The 20,197-nt window shown below is 39.9% G+C and carries 22 protein-coding genes; 11 read left to right on the forward strand and 11 right to left on the reverse strand.

What is annotated here, in order from left to right; all coding sequences use genetic code 11:
- Positions 1–3: 3 nt before the first annotated feature.
- From R8N23_RS02610 to R8N23_RS02640, 7 genes are all read left to right on the forward strand, one after another.
- Positions 4–600, forward strand: a complete 597-nt coding sequence (locus tag R8N23_RS02610) for a thymidine kinase (RefSeq protein WP_318170008.1) — start codon at positions 4–6, stop codon at positions 598–600.
- Positions 590–2,815: a hypothetical protein gene (locus tag R8N23_RS02615; protein ID WP_318170009.1), complete on the forward strand. Its 2,226-nt coding sequence runs from the start codon at positions 590–592 to the stop codon at positions 2,813–2,815. The genes R8N23_RS02610 and R8N23_RS02615 overlap by 11 nt, the downstream gene beginning before the upstream one ends.
- Complete coding sequence (recO, locus tag R8N23_RS02620) at positions 2,815–3,507, forward strand: DNA repair protein RecO (RefSeq protein WP_318170010.1); 693 nt, start codon at positions 2,815–2,817, stop codon at positions 3,505–3,507. Before R8N23_RS02615 ends, recO begins: the two co-directional genes overlap by 1 nt.
- 62 nt (positions 3,508–3,569) lie before the next feature.
- Positions 3,570–4,028, forward strand: coding sequence for a DUF4399 domain-containing protein (locus tag R8N23_RS02625; protein WP_318170011.1), 459 nt, complete (start codon positions 3,570–3,572; stop codon positions 4,026–4,028).
- A 29-nt stretch (positions 4,029–4,057) separates the two neighbouring features.
- On the forward strand, positions 4,058–5,029 hold the full coding sequence (locus tag R8N23_RS02630) for an isopenicillin N synthase family dioxygenase (RefSeq protein WP_318170012.1): 972 nt from the start codon (positions 4,058–4,060) through the stop codon (positions 5,027–5,029).
- A complete protein-coding gene (gene chrA, locus R8N23_RS02635) occupies positions 5,029–6,204 on the forward strand; it encodes a chromate efflux transporter (protein WP_318170013.1) in 1,176 nt (391 codons plus the stop codon). Before R8N23_RS02630 ends, chrA begins: the two co-directional genes overlap by 1 nt.
- Positions 6,201–6,578, forward strand: coding sequence for a hypothetical protein (locus R8N23_RS02640; protein ID WP_318170014.1), 378 nt, complete (start codon positions 6,201–6,203; stop codon positions 6,576–6,578). Before chrA ends, R8N23_RS02640 begins: the two co-directional genes overlap by 4 nt.
- A gap of 26 nt (positions 6,579–6,604) precedes the next feature.
- Here the strand turns inward: R8N23_RS02640 and R8N23_RS02645 are convergent, their stop codons facing one another.
- The 11 genes from R8N23_RS02645 to R8N23_RS02695 all read right to left on the reverse strand — a co-directional run bounded on the left by R8N23_RS02645 (position 6,605) and on the right by R8N23_RS02695 (position 16,539).
- Positions 6,605–7,147, reverse strand: a complete 543-nt coding sequence (locus tag R8N23_RS02645) for an OmpH family outer membrane protein (protein ID WP_263051930.1) — start codon at positions 7,145–7,147, stop codon at positions 6,605–6,607.
- A gap of 13 nt (positions 7,148–7,160) precedes the next feature.
- Complete coding sequence (locus R8N23_RS02650) at positions 7,161–7,712, reverse strand: OmpH family outer membrane protein (protein WP_318170015.1); 552 nt, start codon at positions 7,710–7,712, stop codon at positions 7,161–7,163.
- Positions 7,713–7,771: 59 nt separating this feature from the next.
- The gene (locus R8N23_RS02655) at positions 7,772–10,426 is read right to left on the reverse strand and encodes an outer membrane protein assembly factor (protein ID WP_318170016.1); all 2,655 of its coding nucleotides are present in this window, start codon (positions 10,424–10,426) and stop codon (positions 7,772–7,774) included.
- 31 nt (positions 10,427–10,457) lie between these two features.
- The gene (locus R8N23_RS02660) at positions 10,458–11,198 is read right to left on the reverse strand and encodes an isoprenyl transferase (protein ID WP_318170017.1); all 741 of its coding nucleotides are present in this window, start codon (positions 11,196–11,198) and stop codon (positions 10,458–10,460) included.
- Between the two features lie 82 nt (positions 11,199–11,280).
- Positions 11,281–12,003 carry a DUF6089 family protein gene (locus R8N23_RS02665; protein ID WP_318170018.1) on the reverse strand — a complete coding sequence of 241 codons (723 nt, stop codon included), beginning with the start codon at positions 12,001–12,003 and terminating at the stop codon, positions 11,281–11,283.
- 8 nt (positions 12,004–12,011) lie between these two features.
- Positions 12,012–13,085 carry a hypothetical protein gene (locus R8N23_RS02670; RefSeq protein WP_318170019.1) on the reverse strand — a complete coding sequence of 358 codons (1,074 nt, stop codon included), beginning with the start codon at positions 13,083–13,085 and terminating at the stop codon, positions 12,012–12,014.
- Positions 13,086–13,169: 84 nt separating this feature from the next.
- Complete coding sequence (locus R8N23_RS02675; protein ID WP_318170020.1) at positions 13,170–14,048, reverse strand: NAD kinase; 879 nt, start codon at positions 14,046–14,048, stop codon at positions 13,170–13,172.
- Between the two features lie 12 nt (positions 14,049–14,060).
- Positions 14,061–14,726 (reverse strand): CBS domain-containing protein, encoded by a 666-nt coding sequence (locus R8N23_RS02680; RefSeq protein ID WP_318170021.1) that lies wholly within the window; start codon positions 14,724–14,726, stop codon positions 14,061–14,063.
- Positions 14,723–15,493, reverse strand: a complete 771-nt coding sequence (locus R8N23_RS02685; protein WP_318170022.1) for an alpha/beta hydrolase — start codon at positions 15,491–15,493, stop codon at positions 14,723–14,725. The genes R8N23_RS02680 and R8N23_RS02685 overlap by 4 nt, the downstream gene beginning before the upstream one ends.
- Positions 15,494–15,546: 53 nt before the next feature.
- Complete coding sequence (locus R8N23_RS02690) at positions 15,547–16,086, reverse strand: CvpA family protein (protein ID WP_318170023.1); 540 nt, start codon at positions 16,084–16,086, stop codon at positions 15,547–15,549.
- Positions 16,087–16,089: 3 nt separating this feature from the next.
- Positions 16,090–16,539: a GatB/YqeY domain-containing protein gene (locus tag R8N23_RS02695; RefSeq protein WP_318170024.1), complete on the reverse strand. Its 450-nt coding sequence runs from the start codon at positions 16,537–16,539 to the stop codon at positions 16,090–16,092.
- Between the two features lie 108 nt (positions 16,540–16,647).
- On the opposite strand from R8N23_RS02695, the gene R8N23_RS02700 reads away from it, so the two are divergent.
- The 4 genes from R8N23_RS02700 (at position 16,648) to metK (ending at position 20,153) form a co-directional block, all read left to right on the forward strand.
- A complete protein-coding gene (locus R8N23_RS02700) occupies positions 16,648–17,361 on the forward strand; it encodes a pyridoxine 5'-phosphate synthase (RefSeq protein ID WP_318170025.1) in 714 nt (237 codons plus the stop codon).
- Positions 17,362–18,123, forward strand: a complete 762-nt coding sequence (locus R8N23_RS02705; RefSeq protein WP_318170026.1) for an alpha/beta fold hydrolase — start codon at positions 17,362–17,364, stop codon at positions 18,121–18,123.
- The gene (locus R8N23_RS02710; RefSeq protein WP_318170027.1) at positions 18,120–18,824 is read left to right on the forward strand and encodes an SAM-dependent methyltransferase; all 705 of its coding nucleotides are present in this window, start codon (positions 18,120–18,122) and stop codon (positions 18,822–18,824) included. Before R8N23_RS02705 ends, R8N23_RS02710 begins: the two co-directional genes overlap by 4 nt.
- Before the next feature lie 75 nt (positions 18,825–18,899).
- On the forward strand, positions 18,900–20,153 hold the full coding sequence (gene metK, locus R8N23_RS02715) for a methionine adenosyltransferase (protein WP_318170028.1): 1,254 nt from the start codon (positions 18,900–18,902) through the stop codon (positions 20,151–20,153).
- Positions 20,154–20,197 lie beyond the last annotated feature (44 nt).

Genomic DNA, 20,197 nt, shown 5'->3' on the forward strand with positions numbered 1-20,197 from the left:
CGAATGTTTGTCGAACCAAGAATTGATAGTTTTAAGGCCGACTCTAGGGGAGCAGGGTGGATAGAAGTAATTTGTGGCTCCATGTTTTCTGGTAAAACAGAAGAACTCATTCGCCGACTCAATCGCGCAAAAATTGCCAAGCAAAAAATCGAAATTTATAAACCTGCTGTGGATACGAGATATCATGAGACAAGTGTAGTGTCTCACAACGATTCTTCCATCCGCTCTACCCCAGTTCAGTTTGCGGATGATATTTTATTGCTCGTTGGGGATAGTGATGTAGTAGGTATTGATGAGGCTCAGTTTTTTGATATGGAATTGATTAAAGTGGCAAGGACGCTGGCCAACAAAGGCAAGCGAGTCATCTTAGCTGGACTTGATATGGACTTTAAGGGAGAGCCCTTTGGGCCGATGCCAGGTTTGATGGGAATCGCAGAGTTTGTTACAAAAGTTCATGCTATCTGTATGAAATGCGGAGGTGTGGCGTCCTATTCCTATAGACTGACCAAGTCAGATCAGAAGGTGCTTCTCGGCGAACAAGACGCCTATGAGGCAAGGTGTAGAAATTGTTTTTATAAAAATTCCGACAATGAGGGTTAAAGTTGGTTTTTTTCTGCTCGTTCTTTTGTTGAAGGCTTTTTCGATAGAGGCACAAGAACTCATTCCTATGGGCACCTGGCGCTCACACTTCAATTATGAACAAACCACTCTCGTTGAAAAGACTACATCTAAAGTATTTGCAGCGGCTTCGCATGGCTTGATGTATTTTGATCAGGAAGACGGGAGTATCAACAAACTGTCTAAAGTCGATGGTCTGAGTGATGTAGGAATTAGTGCCCTCGCTTACAACTCAGATTCCGAGTACTTGACGATTGGTTACCAAAGTGGAAACGTAGACATCATTACTTCAGAAGGAATTCAGAATTTGCCTATTTTATTCAATAGCGATGTGACAGAAATCAAGGAGATCAACCATGTTTCTTTTTATGCAGGAAATATGAACTTATCTACAGATTTTGGTCTTTTGGTTCTAACCGCTGAGAATAAAATAAAAGAAGCTTATCAAAATTTGGGCGAAAACGGAGAGGTCATAGCTGTAAGAAACTCTGTAGTGATGGATGATGTTTTGTATTTGGCCACAGAGGATGGAGTTATCTCGGGCTCATTGACCAATGGTGACAATCTTCAAGATTTCAATAATTGGACGAGATATGCTGGAAGTTTAGTTTATAATACTGATATGGTTTCAATAGCCATGTCTAATCAAAAAGTATTTGCAGCTTCAGCTACTGCGTTATATCAGCTTTTTGAAAGCAACTGGACAGATTTGGCTATTGTACTCGAGGCTGGAGAGTCAATAAAAAACATTAAGGAAGGAGTAGAAAACCTGTTGATAACGACCAATCAAAGAGTTTTGATTATGAATAATTCAGAAGCCATTTCTACGCTTGATGCTCCGAGTGATGCGGTCATTAATGATATATTTCAGGAGGGCGCTTCTATATTTTGGTATGCTGATGATTTAAGTGGTTTGTCCAAATTGGAAAATGGTAGTGTTGAGCATATCGTTTTGGCTGGGCCATTGAATGGCATTGTAAAGCTCAAGGAGCAAGCGGGAGATATTTATGCATTGCCAGAACTGGCTATCGATTACACATTGCCGGCCTCGAATGGAAAAGGATATTCGGTATTTAAATCAGGCAATTGGACAACTAAGACTCCCAGCGACCTCGATGGATTTGTAAATATTTCCGATGTGTTGGTGTTAAACGATATTGAGTTGATTTCCTCCTTTGGAAAAGGAATTTTAAATACAGACAAAGCAATCGATTATACTAACAGCCCACTACAAGAGGTTGAATTAGGGACAGGGAATACGCTAGTGTCAGGACTTACTATTGATCAATCGGATAATATTTGGGTAGCCAATTTTGACGCCTATTCATTATACCAATGGAATGGCATTGACGACTGGCAGCCATTTGACTTTGGTTCCTCGGCGGCGGCTGAACCTACTTCTATAGCAATCAATGAAAATAATCAGGCATGGATGACCTTGGGATTGCAAAATGGCCAGGGTGTCTTGGCCTACGATATTGAAGCAGAAATAAGTCGCTATATCACAGCTACCGCTACAAGCCTGCCTTCGAATCAGGTTAATGATTTAGCTTTTGGAAAGGATGATGAGATTTGGTTTGCTACAAGTAAAGGGCTGGCTTATTTTCCTTATTCATTCGGTATTATTGAGGATCAGACCATCGACGTTACACTCCCCATTTTTGAGGATCGTATTTTGTTTGAGGACAAAGAGGTACTTTCATTAGCCATCGATGGTGGGAATCGCATGTGGGTGGGGACACAAGATGGTCTTTGGTTATTTGATGAAAATGTATCGAATTTGATCGAACATTTCACTTCAGAAAATAGTCCGCTTCCATCCAATACTGTGATTGATCTAAGCATTCATCCGGAAACGGGAGAGTTATTTGTGGCTACTGACCAAGGTGTGGTTTCCTATCGAACGAACGCTACTGAAGGGTTAGAAACTCATCAAAATGTTAAGATTTTCCCGAATCCTGTTTTGCCAAATTTTGAGGGTTGGGTGGGTTTATCTGGCTTAGCCAATGATGTCAACATCAAAATTACATCTGTATCTGGTCAGCTCGTCAAAACCGTAAACGCGTCAGGAGGAGGGGCTTCATGGGATGTTCGCGATTACTCAGGTCGTAGAGTGGCCACTGGGGTTTATTTGGTTTTTAGTTCAAGCAGAGATGGTAGCGAGACATTCGTCGGTAAAATAGCCGTGATAGACTGATGCTTCATAAAACACGTGGCATAGTATTAAATTATATCAAGTACAGAGAGACTTCAATCATCGCTAGAATCTATACAGAAAGTTTTGGTATCCAATCCTACATCATTAATAGCGTAAGAAGTAAAAAATCGAAAAAGGGATTGGCTTTGTTGCAGCCGCTTACTGTTTTGGATATGGTGGTTTATTTCAAGAACCAAAAATCGGATGGTTTGCAGCGAATTTCTGAATATAAGCCGGCTCATAATTTTACGAGTATTCCATTCGACGTGAAGAAGTCAGCAATGGCTTTATTCGTTACAGAATTACTCGCAAAGGTTTTAAAAGAAGAAGATGATCGAGGGCAAGTATTTGAATTTTTATTCCAATTTATACTAGCTCTGGATGAAAGAAAAGCCGGCTATGGGAGTTTACACATATTTCTCCTGGTGCAACTCACACACTATATTGGATTCGGTATTCATGCCAAAAAGGAATTGGAAAATGAAAATTTGTTGCACGAACTATCTACTAGCTATGACGAAATATATGAAGCAGTATTATTGCTTAATAGCGGTAGTTTATCAGATGAGTTGACGATGAAGAATTCATTGAGACGAGATGTGCTTAATTATATGATTGAGTACTACAAATTGCACATTGAAGGATTCAAAGAGCTTAAATCTTTGGATGTCCTGACTCAAATATTTCGTTAGGCATCCATTCGTTCCCAAAAGAATCTATAAATTTATCTTAAACATTTTCTAGAAAAACAATTATGAAATATCTATCTGTAGCCTTATTGAGCGTAATGATCTATAGCTGCTCAACGCCTAATAAATCCAATGAACAATCTGCACCCGTCGAAGACAATACGGCAATTGCAGAAAAACCAATGGTTGACTCAGCCTATGTGTTTTTTAAACACCCAGCAGATGGTGCAACTGTGCCGAGCCCTGTATATATCGAGATGGGCGTGTCAGGAATGCAAATTGAACCTGCTGGTGCTGTCAAGGAGGGATTTGGTCACCACCATGTCCTAATCAATCAATCAAGCTGGCCAGAAGGGACTGTGATCCCTATGTCAGATTCTACGATTCATTATGGGAAAGGACAGACCGATACCACATTAGAATTAGAGCCAGGAGAGTATACGATATCATTGCAATTCGCTGATGGTGTTCATTCTTCTTATGGTGAGAAAATGGCCGCATCGATCACTGTGACTGTTGAATAATCTCGTTTCTAACCCAAACAAAACTCCTCATGAGCGAAAAGCTATACAACGAAATTCCATCACTGGATTTGGCTGACTTCAATTCAGGTGATGAAGTAAGAAAGCAAAAGTTTGTTGCTGATCTTGGTGCTGCTTATCATAGTATTGGATTCGTGGCGGTCAAAAACCATGGTTTGTCTGATGAACTTTGCACTAAGCTCTACCAAGCAGTTCAAGATTTTTTTGCTTTGCCTGATGAAGTGAAGCAAAAGTACGAAGTACCGGAGCTGTTTGGCCAACGAGGATATATTGGAAAAGGCAAGGAACATGCAAAAGGCCGAGCAACAGGGGACTTAAAGGAGTTTTACCACGTCGGTCAGGAAGTAGTCGATGGCGATCCGATCAAAAAGGAATATCCAGATAATATTTGGCCTGAGGAAATTGAAAATTTTGACAAGATAGCTTTAGAGGCTTATCAAACCTTAGAAAAGGCTGGAAGACAAATGCTGAAAGCTATTGCACTTTATTTAGGTCTTGAGGAGGACTATTTTGAAAGTCGTGTGCACAATGGAAACAGTATCCTGAGGCCTATTCATTACTTTCCTATAGAAAACCCTGAAGAAGTACCCGATGACGCCGTTAGGGCGGCAGAGCATGGTGATATCAATTTGATCACTCTGTTGATGGGTGCTAGTGCTGATGGATTGCAGGTGCTTCGTAGAGATGGTGAATGGATACCAATTACCGCATTGCCAGAGCAAATCGTCGTCAATGTAGGGGATATGCTTGCTCGCCATACTAACGACAAACTTAAATCGACCATACATCGAGTAGTTAACCCTCCAAAGGAGCTAATGAAAACTTCGAGATTCTCAATTCCTTTTTTCATGCATCCAAGGTCAGATATGGATTTGACTTGTTTGGAAAACTGTATTGATGAAGATCACCCAAAACAATTTGAAGACATTACGGCTGGTGAATTTTTGCATCAACGACTGGCAGAAATTGGCCTGAAGAAGTAATGATTAAGAAGGTTCGATACTATATTTTTCTTAAAGATGTTTTTTTACTAACCATTTCTGCATTTGGCGGTCCGCAGGCACATTTTGCCATGATGTTGGACCTGTTGGTGCATAAAAGGGGATATCTCGATGAAAAGGATCTGATTGAATTGACGGCCTTGTGCCAGTTTCTTCCTGGCCCCACCTCTACCCAAACATTGACAGCAATAGGATTTAGGGTCGGAGGGCCAAATCTTGCCTATCTGACTTTACTTATTTGGATTACGCCGGCATTTTTAATCATGACGTTCGCGGGTATTTTCATCTCTACGCTCGAACAGTACGATATTTCCATGGAGTTTGCTCGTTTCATCAAACCGATGGCTGTAGGAATAGTGGCTTATTCAGCATATGTCATCATCAAAAAAGTGGTGACTACCAGACTAGCAGTTGTACTTATGTTGGTTGCTGCGGTGGCGAGTTTTTTGGTTCGTACACCTTACATATTTCCCTTTATCCTTTTGGTAGGTGGTAGCATTACTGCATTCAATTATAAACGCCATGAAAGAGAGGAGAAGGAAGGCATTCGCATTCAGTGGTCCAATTTTATCTTATGGGCTGGTGTGCTTGTCGGAGCGGCTTTAATAGGTGCGTCAGTTGATTGGCTCGGTATTCGAATTTTTGAAAATTTCTATCGTATTGGGAGTTTGATTTTTGGAGGAGGCCAGGTTTTGGTGCCATTTATGTATACGGAATTTGTTGAGTTTAAGGAATATTTAACCTCTGAAGAATTTCTTTCTGGCTTTGCATTAGTACAAGCTGTACCAGGGCCTGTGTTTTCATTTGCATCCTATGTAGGATCTATTTCTATGAAGGAGTATGGCATGTTTGGACAGGTGATGGGCGGGTTTATGGCTGCGCTTGGAATCTTTCTTCCTGGTACATTTCTGATCTTCTTTGTTATTCGCTTTTGGGAAGAATTAAAAAAATTCAGAATCGTTAAAGCTTCTCTGGATGGAGTGAATGCCGCCAGTTCGGGAATGATACTAGCGGCTGTCGTATTGCTTTCACAACCACTGATGGGAGATTATTTAAACTATGCCATCATGATAGGAACATTTGCTATCATGTTTACCAAAAAAGTACCTACCCCATTCCTGATTCTTGGGGGAATATTGCTTGGTGTCATTCTGTGATTGATCATACCCTAGAAAATCGAAGGAAACTGTGGTTAGCCCTGTCTGAACTTTATCTGGATACAGAATCGACCGACGAGGATTACTTTAGAATAGCCAATGAAATAAAGGATTTAGGCTTTGTCTTTGGCAAGGCAAAGAGGATAGATTATTACGAAGTAGCCCCAGCATTAGGCGCTAACCTATTGAGTACGGCTGGGATTTGGTCTGGTTTTTGTTCGGAAGAGATCAATACCAAGTGTCATTATAACTACACCCGGAGAGAGAATCTATTCTTCAGAATAAAGTGTCATTTGTACAATACCCTTTGGTGGAAATTCCGAAAAAAAACTGGAAGAGATTGCAGAAAAAAGCCTCAACTGCTGAGCAATTGAGGCCTTCAATTTTTTGTTTTTGAACCTTAGTTCAACTTAGCAGGAGGAGTGATTCCCATTTTTTTGAATACTAAATCAGAAACGTCATATTTCTCATCTGCATCCAATAGGATATCTACACCAGGTACACCAGTGCTGAAGATCATGTCATAACCATTTTCAGTTCTAACAGCTTTAACAGCGTTTCCGATTTTCTCGAAAAGTGGAGCGTATAACTCACCTTGCTTCTTTTGCAATGAGGTTTGAGCTTCTCTTTGGAAAGCTTCGAACCTTTGGTTCAAAGATTGCAATTCAGCTTCTTTGTCAGCTCTAACCAAGTCAGTCATAGTAGCTGCTCCTTGCTGATATTCCTGCAATTTAGTTTGAAGCTCAGTGCCTTTTGATTGCAATTGGTTTTGAAGCTGTGCTTCATAAGCTTTAAATTCAGAGTCTACTTGCTTTGCCTCAGGCATTTGGCTAAGAATGTACTCTACATTGGTATAGCCTATTTTCATTACCACACCCTGCGCACTTGCAGTCAGGCTAAATGCAGACAATACAACTGCAAAAATTATCGATTTAACTTTCATAATTCAGTTCTAATTAGTTGTTACTTATTACATCATTTTGATCACCAAGTCCAAGCTCCTCCAGCACGTAGTCGGTATAGTCATGAACAGGATCGGTATAAATCATTACCAAATCTCCACTCTTGTCAAACACAATTTGCAAGCGATGATTTTTGGCTACCTTCTCAACAGCATCAAATACTTGATCCTGTACAGGTTTGATTAATTCTTTTTTCTTCAAGAAAAACAGGCCTTCAAATCCAAAAACCTTTTTTTGATAGGCTTTGACTTCGTCCCATTTAAGATCAATTTCTTTTAATCGATCGTCTTTCATTTCTTTCGTTAAGAGCACTTCTTCTGCTTGCAGAGAAGTTTCCATTTCTTCGATGTCTTTGTACATCTCACGAATCTCTTGCTCCCAGGCTTTTGAAATTTTTTCAATTTCACCTTTAGCCTCGCTATATTCTGGCATTTGACTTAGGATGTAATCCGTATCCACGTAGCCAAATTTCTGTGCAAATGTATCATTTAAAATGAAAACTAAAAGCACTAAAATCAGTGATGTAAGTCGGGTTGCAATTTTCATACCACTAAAATTAGACTTTGCACATTATTTTATCTAATAAACTCACGCATTCTTTGAATTTACCTCAATTGCTGGCCAATTGAGAAGTGTATCTGACCTCCTGGATTTGAACTTTGACCTGGTAATGCATCATACCCATATCCCCAATCTATACCCAATAGTCCGAATGCCGGCATAAAAATTCTTACACCAAAACCGGATGACTTGTACAGCTTGTTAGGGTTGAAGTTTTCAAAACCATTCCAGTTATTTCCTGCCTCAGAGAAAGCTAGTAAATAGATTGTAGCTGATGGATTTAACGATACTGGGTATCTTAATTCCATAACAAACTTGTTGTATATGTTTCCTCCGGTAATATTCGTTACTGGATCATAAGGAGTAATAGAGTTGTTGTCATAGCCTCTAAGTCCAATTACATCATTACCAAGTAAGAAATTAGTACCTGTCAAGCCATCTCCACCTAACTGGAACCTTTCAAACGGACCTACACCTACTTTCTCCTGGTAGTAACCCATGAATCCCATATGAGCCCGGGCGGCTAGCACCAAGTCGCCTGCCAGCTGCATATAGTATTTGGCATCAAACATCCATTTGTGGTATTCTACATATTTATATTTTTCACTGTTTTCAGCAGTTTCATAGTCAATATCATTCCACAATGACCATGGAGGGGTCAATGCTAAACTCAAAGAAATAGAAGACCCAGACCTTGGATACATTGGATTATCAACACTATTTCTAGCTAAAGTTGTATTGAACGTGAAGTTGTTTGCAGCTCCAGTGCTGAAACCTAGAGAGTTCCCATAGTTGAACAGGTTATATCTTAGATAAGAAAGTGAGTTGCTTAGCGTAAAGTAATCGTCAGGCCATTTGACTCTTCTTCCTAAACTCACCGTTGTACCAAATACCTGCAATGAGCCAATTGTTTTGTCTGTGAAGAAATCGATACTTCTTTGGACTGAGTAGTTGAAACTCACACCGAATGAGTGAGGCTTCTTTCCACCTAGCCATGGTTCAGAGAAACTCACTGAATAACTTTGATACCTTTTTCCATTGGCTTGAAGTCTCAGGGATAGTTTCTGTCCATCTCCCACAGGCAATGGTCTCCATTTATCGAAGTGCGGGATGTTTCTTAAAGAGAAGTTGTTGAATGTAAGCCCTAAGGTTCCAACGAATCCAAAGGTTCCTCCCCATCCTCCAGAAAGTTCTACTTGATCACTTGGTCTTTCTACCAGTTCCCATTCAATATCAACGGTTTCATCTACAGGGTTAGGGATAGGTTTTGGGTTTACTTGCTCAGGATCAAAGTAACCAAGTTGAGAAAGTTCCCTTTGAGTTCTAATTAATTCTGCACGACTAAACTTTTGACCTGGCATGGTACGCAATTCTCTCATGATTACATGATCATTGGTACGATCATTGCCAGTCACAAAAACTTTTCGGATGGTGGCCTGAGCACCTTCATAGACCCTCATTTCAATATCAACCGAGTCACCATCGATTTTAGTTTCTACTGGAGTAACGCTGAAAAATAAATAGCCATTATCCATGTAGAGTGAACTAATGTCTGGGCCGTTAGGATTAAAATTTAATTTTTTATCAACGAGCTCTAGATTGTAGATATCTCCCTTTTCAATGGCAAGAATCTGATCCAAGGTACGGTCATCATGGATAAAATTACCGACCCAATTAATATCTCTAAAATAATATTGTTGGCCTGGATTTACGCGGATGTTGATATCTACAGATTTGTGATCTGCAAATACAATAGTGTCTTCAACGATTTCAGCATCTCTATGTCCTTTGGAGTTGTAGAAGGCGATAAGTGCTGCTTTGTCTTCTTCGTATTTTTCTTTTACAAATTTTGACGACTTGAATACATTTAACTTTACATTTTCGTGGACGATTTCAAGTAATGTGTTTGATACGTTGTGCTCAACGCTATCATCTACAAATTCAAACCGTTCACCTTTAGGTTTGAAGAGGTCTAGGCTGGAAGCCAAAAGTGCGCTGATCAATTTGAACCTGGCCCTTTCACCAGAGTTTTTCATTTTACTCTTGAGCTTGGCATCCGTAAAATGTTCGTTACCCACAAAGTTGACATCTCTGATTTTTACTTTTCTGTTTTTATCAACACGGACATCTAATAAGACGCTGTTGTGCAGTGTACTGTCTGTTTTGTAGCGTATATCTACCGTTGTATTGAGATATCCTTTTTCGTAGAAATATTTTTTAATGGTAAGCTCTGCATTCTTGCGAATGGCATCAGTCATCACTCGGCCTCTAATTAGGTTGACCTTTTCTCTAATATCAGACTCTTGACTTTTAGTTAGACCCTTAAATTCGAACCTGCTTAATCGCGGCCTTTCTGCCAATGAAATGGTTAAATAGACATCCTCCCCTACAACTTTAGAGGCATAAATTTGAATATCACCTATAAGTCCTTGCTTCCAAAGCTTTTTAATGGCTGCTGTAATGCCATCGCCAGGTATTTTGATTTTGTCACCTACTTTTAGACCCGAAATTGAAATGAGAGCAATTTTGTCAAGATATTCAGCACCAACCACCTCAATATCTGCAATGGTAAATTCCTGAGGATTGGAATAGCTAATATTTACATTATTCGAGTTGGTTCTACCTTGACTGCCATATCTAATCTGACCAACAGCTGCTGTTGAAATGCAAAGAAAAAGTAAAAGTATTTTGGATTTCATCTTTAAATCTGACCTATCTGTTGCTTTGATTTTATTTTTTTACCAGTTGTTCACTTGTCATCCCCAGGCGTCTTTCTCTATTTTGAAAGTCTAATATGGCGTCGTATAAATGTTCCCTTCTAAAGTCTGGCCAAAGCGTTTCGGTAAAATGCAGCTCGGCATATGCGGCCTGCCACAATAAAAAATTACTAATTCGATGCTCACCGCTCGTTCGGATCATTAACTCAACTTCCGGAGCAGTATGCTCATCTATATATTGGTTTATGAAGTCAACACTTACTGTATCAACTTCATTCGGGTTTTCCTTTATCTCGTCAATGAGCTTTTTAACTACATGACTAATTTCCCACTTGCCTCCATAGTTCAGCGCCAGGGACAAAACCATTCCTGTATTGGATTCAGTTTCTTTCATTCCTAAAGCGAGATTTTTCTGAGCATCTACTGGTAAATGCTCAATGTCACCAATTGGTTGTAAGCGGATGTTGTTTTTTACCAGTGTCGGGATTTCTTTTTTTATAGTTGAAATAAGAAGGGACATAAGACCTTCTACCTCTATTTTCGGTCTGTTCCAGTTTTCCGTCGAAAAAGCGTAGAGTGTGAGATGTTTAACCCCTAACTCCGCGCAACCTTCGGTCACATCTCTCACCGCCTGAATAGCGTTTCTGTGGCCAAACAGTCTAGCTGCTCCCCGCTTCTTTGCCCATCGCCCATTACCGTCCATTATTACGGCTATATGTGTAGGAATTTTTGCTGGATCAATCTTCTCTTTCATGCCCTCTTTGTTGACCACTGGCCAAAACCAAACCGCAAATTTGTGCTTTTTTTTAGTTAAAATGAACTTAAGGGAGATTTAATTATTTATACAAGGATTTGTTGGGTACGTCCTTGTAAAGACAGGGTATTTTAAAAATCAGGTATGAGAATGAAATGTTCAAATAATGATACCAATCTTTATCATTGGGATTACCAAATTGAGTGTTTGTCTTGTCATACACATCGCCGTCTGAAATGCCATCCAATTGATCAAAGAAGGTCTTTCTTGCACCAAACTCTAGTGCTAAACTGAATTGTTTACCAATGAGATGTTTAACCCCTAATCCAAAGGGGAGTACGGGTTGAATACTACTGAAATCGTCCTGCTCTTCCAAGTTTAAAAACTTAGTTAATCCGAATCCTGCAAAAAAGTAAGGCGTCCATTTAATTGTGGAATTTTTGTTTTTGTAATCCAAAAAATGAAATTCAAAATTAGCTGATGCCTCAATAAATGATCGATCAAAAGAGGCATTTCTAATTTGACCAAGCGCATCAAATGGATGACTATCATCTCCTGAAACTTTGCCATACAGGAGCCCTGCTTTAAAAGTGACATCTTTTTCGAAATTGATTCGATATATACCCTGAATACCTATGTTTTGGTTCGCAATTTCATACCCACGGTAGAGGTCACCGGCATAACTTACACCTCCTAGAGCTACTCCAATTTCAGTTTTCTGTCCAATACATAAAGTTTGTGCCAAAAGAAAAGCCGATAGAATCGGCAATGCTTTAAGGGTAATATGAAGAGTTTTTTTTATCAAATATGTGCTTATCTGAATTTGCCTCTGGTTGCTCCTTTTTGATCGAAGATATAAACTAGGCGAATTTGAGTGGTGATATAAAAATCATCTTGGCCTGGACCACCTCTCGAATGATCACTTCTTGGGTCATATCCGCTACCATGAGTATATGGTCCGGTTGTTCCGGTATCTCCTGGATTTAAAGAGCGGGTTGCGCCTGATAGCACATGCGTTGCTTCAGCGCCCCTTTCAGACATGGCTCTGGCTAAATTGTCATCGCCGAATGTGGCCAAATCTACATATCCGCCACTTACATCATCTAAATAATCAGTGAATGTTTTTCTAAAACCGATTTCAAAATTTAGATCAAAGTTATGATGAAGTTTGACTTTGACTCCCAACCCGACGGGTATAACAAAGGCAAATTTACCATAGGGGTCTGCTCCTATGCTATCAATATTCTGCCCTTCTGTACCTAGATCTCTGAGATCCACCCATTCTCCCGCTTCAGCTATGGCATTACCTGCTTGATCAAAATCCGGCGCCTTTGCCTTGGGGTTATGCGCAATTACTGCCACGCCCACAAACATGTATGGATTTATTGGAAATCTTCCTCTTACGCCACCATTGTTAGGAATCATATCGGCTTCAAAGCCAACAGATAATTCGTGAATATTGTTTTTGAAATGTAAATTCCGAAGGTATCGTCCATATTTACTTGCGTCACCCGAACTTTCATCACCGTTGTTAAAATCGTCTCCTTCAATGGTTCCAAAATTATACCCAGCACGCAGAAATATGCCGGGATAGACCATCCGAGATCCGGTTATGCCAAATCCAAATTTAGTCTCACCGTAGTTCGTGCTAAATCGTTTTACTTCTGGAGATAAATCGCCATAGTAATTGAGAACGTTAATACTAGCACCAACGGTCCAATAATTTGTTTTGCCGACACCGCGATAGCTGGTTCGGCCACCACTATAATTGGAGTATTTTTTGTTTCTACTTTTGCTATAGCCATAACGTCTCTTCTGACCAAAAGAGTCAGTGACGCAAACTGCTAGTAGTAGCAATGTGAATGAGATTAGTAATTTTTTACGCATTTCCAATAATCAAACGACCAAAAAACTTTTATTATATAATTCGGCGCAACTTATTATAAACGCTAAAATTATTGTTTTTAACTTCTAATTCCTAACGTCCTGCCCCCAATTTAATTTATTCCTGAGTGTATCAAAGAAATTGGAGCCCGAAATTTTAACGAGTTTTGCTGTAAAATCACCTTTTGTTAGTGAAATTTTAACCGTACTATTCACAGTATGAGACCTGGAGTCTAATGAAATAAGAAAGGAGCGTCCTTTGCCTTCAATTTCAAACGAAATTTCACTTTTATCTGAAACAACCAAGGGTCGAACATTTAAATTGTGTGGGCTCACCGGTGTAATAATAAAGCTCTCAGATTGTGAAAGCACCAATGGCCCGCCACAACTCAAAGAATATCCTGTAGAGCCTGTAGGCGTAGAGACCATGAGTCCATCAGCCCAGTAAGTATTGACGAACTCTCCGTCAATAAAACATCTTACAATGATCATCGACGAGGTATCTCTTTTTAGAATTGCGACCTCATTTAATGCAAAATTTTGTCCTTCGAACAACTCGGTATTGCTATTGAGATGTAGAAGCGCTCGATCCTCAAGTTCATACTGCCCGTCAAAGAATAAATTCAAGGCAGATTCTATATCACTTTTTGCTGTTGTGGCCAAAAAGCCCATGGTGCCTAAATTTATCCCTAGAATTGGAATTTGCATTGCTCCAACCAACGAGACGGTTTCAAGTAGAGTACCATCTCCACCAAGACTGAAGAAGAAATCTATTGGCTCCAGACTTTCTAGAATATTAATTTGAGGGTAAGATTGTAAGTATGCCTTTGCTTCGGCTCTGTTTTCTTTGGCACAAACATCAGTGATAAATATCTCATGCCCATTGTCCATTAATTTCTTGGCAATGGTTTTAACATACGGAAAGGACTCTTTGGAGAACTTTCTTCCATGCAGCGCGATTCTCATGTGTTAATGAATTTAGACTTTGAGGTATCTGAGGAGTGTGTCCAATCGTTCTTTTTCAATCAATTCCTCGTCTCCTTTGCCAAAGATAGAACTTATTGTGTATCCAAATCTTTCTAATGAAGCTATTATAGCTGATGCATTCTCCAGATTCAGCTTAATGGTAACTCTAATTTTACCAGGTTGTTGTTCATTATTTTCAATAAAGCTACTCAGTATTTTTCCTCCTTCAGACTCTATGATTCTACTCAACTCAGTCATTGAGTAGTCAGTTTGTGTCATGGAAATTACTATAATGGTTCCTGGGCTATTGATAGAGGACATTTTTGAAAATGCCTCAACTACGTCTTGAATTGTAACCGTGCCAAGGTATTTCTGGTTTTCATCTAAAACGGCTACTAAATTAGAACTGGCTTCATAAGCTTTCTTGAGTAGTTCGTAATAGTGTTCATTTTGATCTACAAAAAGCCCCGTGCCCATAAACTGATAATCTTCAATTTTTTCGGCCCCGGTAAAATGATCAAACAATAGATTTTCGTTAAAGAATCCTAAAAAACTACCGTTGTCTACTATTGGCAGTTCATGTACATGAAATTCACTCATCCACGACTGCGCCTTATCTATATTGTCTGAAGGTTTTAGTGGTGGTATAGTGTAATTAATTAGATCCTTTGCTCTCATGCTTGTACCGTTTGGTTCAAAAATTCGTCTAGTATATCATTGAATTTGTCTGGTTGCTCCATCATAGGGGCATGACAGCATTCATCAATGAAACGCAAGGTGGAGTTTTTTATTAGGCGATTAAAGTCGTGACCCACACTCGGTGGTGTAATTGTATCATTGAGTCCCCAAATAAGCAGGGTTTCGTTTTCTATTTTATGCAGTTCATCAGCTAGGTTATTCCTTTGTGCAGATTTTGCCATCTGAATGATCCTCATGCACTTTGGGATGTCGTTGGTTGTTTCGAAAATTTCATCAATATATTCTTTTGTGGCTGTATTTGGGTCATAGAATGTATATCTCACTCGTTCTTCTATGTACGAATAATTACCCCGTTTAGGATACGAACCGCCCATAGAATTTTCGAATAGTCCTGAACTACCTGTCAAAATCATTCGGTCTACTTTTTCAGGATGCTTCAAAATGTACATGAGCGCTACATGCCCACCTAGCGAATTTCCCATCACATCAAATTGGTTGTAACCTTTAAAATCAATGAAGGATTCAACAAACTCGGTCAACTTTGTCAAGCCAGTTTCTCGAACTGGCATATCATAAATAGGCAGCATTGGTATTACTACTTTGAATTGGCCTGAGAATTTATTTACTACTGCTTCCCAATTGCTAAGTGCTCCAAACAACCCGTGCAACAAGAGCATCACTTTTCCTTCTCCTTCTTCTATGTATTTGAATTCTCCTTCTTCTATGATATTGGGTACTTCTAGCATTCTGTATTTGTAGTTTTGCTAATATTAGGTATAATATATTAATTTCTGATGAATCAAACGTTAAGTTCCTGCTGATTTACCATTTCTTTCGATTGTTCGAAAAAGTCCATAAAATAAGGAAACAATCCTGAAAATAAATTGAACATAGCTGGTGCAAAGGAGGCAATGGGTCCAAATAACATACTTCCTTCACTAGTGGATTCGCTGATCGTGCCTCCAAAGGATTCAAAAATCCAAAAGAATATGCTGATGAAAAGGGCCCATTTTACAATTCCCATTAAGCTGCCTATGATATCATCTAAACTACCTAATAAGGTCATGTCTATGATCTTCTTCACTGTTTTGCCAATCACATTTAATAGCACGATGATGCCAATAAAAATGATTGTAAATGCTATAATAGGAAGTAAGGAATCATAGCCTTCTATGTATTCGGATAAAACAGAGATGCCCCAATCCAAAAGTTTGATCCCTGCCAAAATTGCCGCAAAGAATGCCACTAAGGAAATCACTTCCATTAGCATACCTCGTCGGAAGCCTGTGTAGGCGCCTATCAGCAGAAAAACCAATATGACTATGTCTATGGTATTCACTCTTTAGGATAGCATTGTTTTAACCATGGCCGAAATAGTTTTTCCGTCAGCTTTTCCAGCTAAAGCTTTGGTGGCCATTCCCATGACTTTGCCCATGTCTTGTGGTCCTGATGCACCTACCTGACCGATTACTTTTTGCAATTCTGCTTTTAGTTCGTCTTCGCTCAATTGCTTTGGTAGGTATTGGCTGATAATGTCCAATTCGCCTTGCTCCTTATCGGCAAGATCATCTCTGCCTTGCTCTCTGAATAGATCAACAGAATCTTTTCTTTGTTTGGCAGCTTTCATGAGGAGTTTCATTTCGGCATCTTCTGAGATGTCTTCAGCCGCTCCTTTTTCCGTCTCAGTCAAAAGAATCATAGATTTGATAGACCTCAATGCGGTCAATTTTTCTTTTTCTTTAGCCAACATGGCGGCCTTTATATCTGCGTTTATTTGATCTTTCAAGCTCATAATTCTGGTTTTCTTAATCGATGAATTGATTATTTTTGCGGCAAATTTAATCAGAAAGAATTCTAACCCAATGCGGAGCCCAAGATACAAAAGGCTCGTATATCTAGTATGACAAAACTGAGCGTAAACGTAAATAAATTTGCTACCATCCGAAATGCTCGTGGTGGCAACAATCCTGACTTGGTGAAGGTAGCCCGGGACTGTGAAAAATTTGGAGCACAAGGGATCACCATTCATCCGCGACCCGACGAGCGACATATCACTACTGAAGATGTGTATCAGCTAAAAGAGGTAGTGACAACTGAATTTAATATCGAAGGTTATCCAGATGAGCGATTTCTTAGAATCATTGAAGAAGTGAAGCCAGAGCAGGCCACATTGGTCCCTGACTCTCCAGAAGTACTGACTTCTAATGCCGGGTGGAATACGATAGCACATGCCTCGTTCCTAAAAGAGGTGATTGACAGAATCAAAGCTGCGGGAGTGAGAACTTCCATTTTTATTGACCCCATTCCTGAGCGTATAGAAGGAGCAGCGAAGGTCGGTACAGATCGGATTGAATTATATACTGAAGCATTTGCCATTGGATATCTAAAGGATAAAGAAGCGGCAGTAAGGCCTTATGCTAATACAGGGCGGTTAGCCAAAGACTTAGGATTGGGAGTGAACGCCGGACATGATTTGGATTTGGTCAATCTTAAATTTCTCAAGGAGCAATTGCCATTCATGGATGAGGTATCAATCGGACATGCGTTGGTTTGCGATGCTTTATATTATGGATTGGAAAATACCATTGAACTTTACAAAAGAGAACTAGCATAAATGGAGTTATTGAATTACAAAAGGTTTGGACAAGGCCAGCCGCTAATCATACTTCATGGGTTCTTGGGCTCTTTGGACAATTGGTTAACACTCGGAAAAAGGTTTGCAGAAGATTATGATGTCATCTTAGTTGATCAGCGAAATCATGGCAAGTCTTTTCATTCGAATGACTGGGGTTACGATGAAATGACCACGGACTTGGAGCATCTGATAGAGACTCTAAATCTTGAAAATCCTATCTTGTTGGGCCACTCTATGGGAGGAAAAACGGTGATGCAATACGCCGCTTTTTATCCTCAACAAATTGATAAGCTGATAGTGGCGGACATTGGCCCTAAAGCATATCCAGTACACCACGATCAGATCCTAAATGGGTTGAAAAGCATACCTGTTGGGCAAATTTCTTCTCGGCAAGAGGCGGATGAAATCCTGTCTGATTATGTAAAAGAAGAGAGTACGCGAATATTTTTATTAAAAAACCTAAAAAGAACTTCTGAAGGTTTCGATTGGAAAATGAATCTACCAGTGTTGGCAGAAAAGATCGAAGAGGTGGGCAAGGCATTAACTTATCATTTGCCGATTGAAACGGACACCCTATTTATAAGAGGAGGAAATTCCAACTATATTCTGGATGAAGAATGGGAAGATATCGAAGAGATATTCCCAAATGCACAACTAGAAACTATCGAAAAAACCGGCCATTGGTTGCATGCTGAAAATCCAGATAAGTTCTACGATCTAGTAACTAACTTTCTGGCATGAGCGAACAAAAACTATATATGATCCCAATGGTCATCGCTGACAATACCGAGCAGGACGTCATCAGCGATCAGGTCAAACATGTGATCAAGTCCTTGGACTATTTTTTGGTAGAGAATGTACGCACTGCGCGCAGATACATGAGTAAGCTCAGATTGGGGCTTACGATCGAGGAGCTGGAATTTGAAGTGTTGGATCGAAAGACCAAGCCGGAGCAGGTAGAAGCTTATTTTGCGAAAGCCAATGGTAAAAACATAGGAATACTCTCAGAGTCCGGTTGCCCTGGCATCGCCGACCCAGGAGCTGTTGCTGCTTCGGTGGCGCACAAGCAGGGACTCAGAGTGGTGCCGTTGAGCGGGCCGTCGTCCATTTTTATGGCGCTTATGGCTTCTGGTTTCAATGGCCAATCTTTTGTATTCCATGGCTATGTGCCGATAGATAAAAAGGACAGGGAGAAAAAAATCCGTGAAATGGAAGATGCGGCTTCACGATTGCGCCAGACGCAGATATTTATGGATACACCTTATAGAAACCAAAAACTCTTTGAGCATTTGATTAAGGCTTGTCATCCGAATACTTTGCTTTCTGTAGCTAAAGGAATTACAGGAGATGAAGAATATATTTCTACCAAATCCATCGGAGAATGGAAACGAGAAAAAATTCATTTACACAAAACGCCAACCATATTTTCGCTTTATGCGTGAGGAAATCAGTACAGTTTTTAGATACAAATCATTTAACCTAAATTTGCCGACTTCAAAATAGAAAACATTTAGAATATGCCATATTTATTTACATCGGAATCTGTGTCCGAAGGACACCCAGATAAAGTAGCAGATCAAATTTCTGACGCACTTTTAGACCATTTTCTAGCATTCGATAACACGTCGAAAGTAGCTTGCGAAACCTTGGTAACAACTGGTTTGACTGTATTGAGCGGTGAAGTGAAAACTGAATCTTACATCGATGTACAAACCGTAGCCAGAGATGTGATCAACAGAATTGGATACACCAAAGGGGAGTATCAGTTCGATGGCAATTCTTGTGGTGTGATTTCTGCCATTCATGAGCAATCTCCAGACATCAACCAGGGTGTAGAAAGAGCCAGTGAAGAAGAGCAAGGCGCAGGTGATCAGGGCATGATGTTCGGGTATGCGACGAACGAAACAGAGAATTACATGCCATTGGCCTTGCAAATTTCTCACATGCTTTTGATTGAGTTGGCTGCCTTGAGAAGAGAAAATGATGCCATCAAATATTTGAGACCAGATGCAAAATCTCAGGTGACTATCGAATACAATGATGACAATAAACCGGTAAGAATTGATGCCATTGTGGTATCTACTCAGCACGACGATTTCGACGAGGAGTCTGCGATGCTAGCTAAAATCAAAGAAGACATTGTAAAAATCTTGATTCCAAGAGTTGTTGCTCAATTGAAACCTGAAATTCAGGCGTTGTTTAATGATCAAATCAAATATCATATCAACCCTACTGGAAAATTTGTAATTGGTGGACCACACGGCGATACGGGATTGACAGGTAGAAAAATAATCGTAGATACCTATGGCGGAAAGGGCGCTCACGGCGGTGGAGCATTTTCCGGAAAAGATCCTTCAAAAGTAGATAGATCTGCAGCCTATGCAACCAGACACATTGCTAAAAACATGGTAGCAGCAGGTGTGGCCGACGAGATGTTGGTGCAGGTATCTTACGCTATCGGTGTGGCTGAGCCAATGGGTATTTTTGTGAATACATATGGTTCTGCTAAGGTGGACATGAACGACGGCGAGATTGCTAAGAAAATCTCTGAGATCTTCGACATGAAACCAGCGGCTTTGATCAAAAGATTGAAATTGATGAACCCGATTTATTCGGAAACTGCAGCATACGGCCACATGGGACGAACACCAGAGATCAAAAAAGTGACCTTCTCATCTCCGGCTGCCGCAGACGTGACTCAAGAAGTAGAAACTTTCACCTGGGAGAAACTAGATTACGTAGATCAGGTGAAGCAGGTGTTCGGAATATAATTTTTCCGAACTTTTTTGCTATAAATTGCGATTACTAGATTTGA

It is taken from the genome of Reichenbachiella sp. (assembly GCF_033344935.1).
Taxonomy (GTDB): domain Bacteria; phylum Bacteroidota; class Bacteroidia; order Cytophagales; family Cyclobacteriaceae; genus Reichenbachiella.

Coding starts and splice junctions, on each gene's coding strand:
- R8N23_RS02610 (WP_318170008.1), top strand. CDS start 4: ATGTTTGTCGAACCAAGAATTGATAGTTTTAAGGCCGACTCTAGGGGA.
- R8N23_RS02615 (WP_318170009.1), top strand. CDS start 590: ATGAGGGTTAAAGTTGGTTTTTTTCTGCTCGTTCTTTTGTTGAAGGCT.
- recO (WP_318170010.1), top strand. CDS start 2,815: ATGCTTCATAAAACACGTGGCATAGTATTAAATTATATCAAGTACAGA.
- R8N23_RS02625 (WP_318170011.1), top strand. CDS start 3,570: ATGAAATATCTATCTGTAGCCTTATTGAGCGTAATGATCTATAGCTGC.
- R8N23_RS02630 (WP_318170012.1), top strand. CDS start 4,058: ATGAGCGAAAAGCTATACAACGAAATTCCATCACTGGATTTGGCTGAC.
- chrA (WP_318170013.1), top strand. CDS start 5,029: ATGATTAAGAAGGTTCGATACTATATTTTTCTTAAAGATGTTTTTTTA.
- R8N23_RS02645 (WP_263051930.1), bottom strand. CDS start 7,147: ATGAAAGTTAAATCGATAATTTTTGCAGTTGTATTGTCTGCATTTAGC.
- R8N23_RS02650 (WP_318170015.1), bottom strand. CDS start 7,712: ATGAAAATTGCAACCCGACTTACATCACTGATTTTAGTGCTTTTAGTT.
- R8N23_RS02655 (WP_318170016.1), bottom strand. CDS start 10,426: ATGAAATCCAAAATACTTTTACTTTTTCTTTGCATTTCAACAGCAGCT.
- R8N23_RS02660 (WP_318170017.1), bottom strand. CDS start 11,198: ATGAAAGAGAAGATTGATCCAGCAAAAATTCCTACACATATAGCCGTA.
- R8N23_RS02670 (WP_318170019.1), bottom strand. CDS start 13,085: ATGCGTAAAAAATTACTAATCTCATTCACATTGCTACTACTAGCAGTT.
- R8N23_RS02675 (WP_318170020.1), bottom strand. CDS start 14,048: ATGAGAATCGCGCTGCATGGAAGAAAGTTCTCCAAAGAGTCCTTTCCG.
- R8N23_RS02680 (WP_318170021.1), bottom strand. CDS start 14,726: ATGAGAGCAAAGGATCTAATTAATTACACTATACCACCACTAAAACCT.
- R8N23_RS02685 (WP_318170022.1), bottom strand. CDS start 15,493: ATGCTAGAAGTACCCAATATCATAGAAGAAGGAGAATTCAAATACATA.
- R8N23_RS02695 (WP_318170024.1), bottom strand. CDS start 16,539: ATGAGCTTGAAAGATCAAATAAACGCAGATATAAAGGCCGCCATGTTG.
- R8N23_RS02700 (WP_318170025.1), top strand. CDS start 16,648: ATGACAAAACTGAGCGTAAACGTAAATAAATTTGCTACCATCCGAAAT.
- R8N23_RS02705 (WP_318170026.1), top strand. CDS start 17,362: ATGGAGTTATTGAATTACAAAAGGTTTGGACAAGGCCAGCCGCTAATC.
- R8N23_RS02710 (WP_318170027.1), top strand. CDS start 18,120: ATGAGCGAACAAAAACTATATATGATCCCAATGGTCATCGCTGACAAT.
- metK (WP_318170028.1), top strand. CDS start 18,900: ATGCCATATTTATTTACATCGGAATCTGTGTCCGAAGGACACCCAGAT.